At 66.1% G+C, this 505-nt stretch carries 1 protein-coding gene; it reads right to left on the bottom strand.

All coding sequences use genetic code 11. The annotated features are described in order from the left end of the window. Positions 1-471 (bottom strand): IS3 family transposase (locus tag ACFFGN_RS36050; RefSeq protein ID WP_380057773.1); only part of this gene is annotated, 471 nt, incomplete at its 3' end. Positions 472-505 lie beyond the last annotated feature (34 nt).

Genomic DNA, 505 nt, shown 5'->3' with positions numbered 1-505 from the left:
GATCACGGTGGCCAGGTAGAGCCAGCCTTGCCAGGTGTGGATGTAGGTGATGTCGCCGCACCAGCGGGTGTCCACGGCTGTGGGTTGGGCGGGGTTGATGGTGAAGTCGCGGCTGATCAGGTCCGGGCGGTGGGCAGCGGCCGGGTCGGCGATAGTGGTCTTCTTCCACCGGCGTGGTGTCCGGGCGTAGCGGTCGGCCTGGCGCATCAGGCGGGCGACGCGTTTGCGGGAGCACCGCTGGCCCTGATCTTGTAGTTCGTGGTGGATGCGCGGGGAGCCGTAGGTCTGGCGGGACTCGTCGTGGATCGCGATGATTTTGGCGGTCAGCTCGATGTCACGGCGACGACGGGGCGATCCGGGGTTGGCGCGGTCGGCGTAGTAGGCGGAACGGGAGACCTGCAGCAGCTCACAAGCCCTGGTGACGTTGTGGTTGCCGGACTTTTCCGCCTCGATGAACGGGTAACAGTTCACCGGGTCTCCTTGGCGAAGAAAGCCGTGGCACGCT

Source organism: Kribbella deserti (assembly GCF_042434725.1).
Taxonomy (GTDB): Bacteria; Actinomycetota; Actinomycetes; order Propionibacteriales; family Kribbellaceae; genus Kribbella; species Kribbella deserti.
This window is presented reverse-complemented; position numbering and strand designations above follow the sequence as displayed.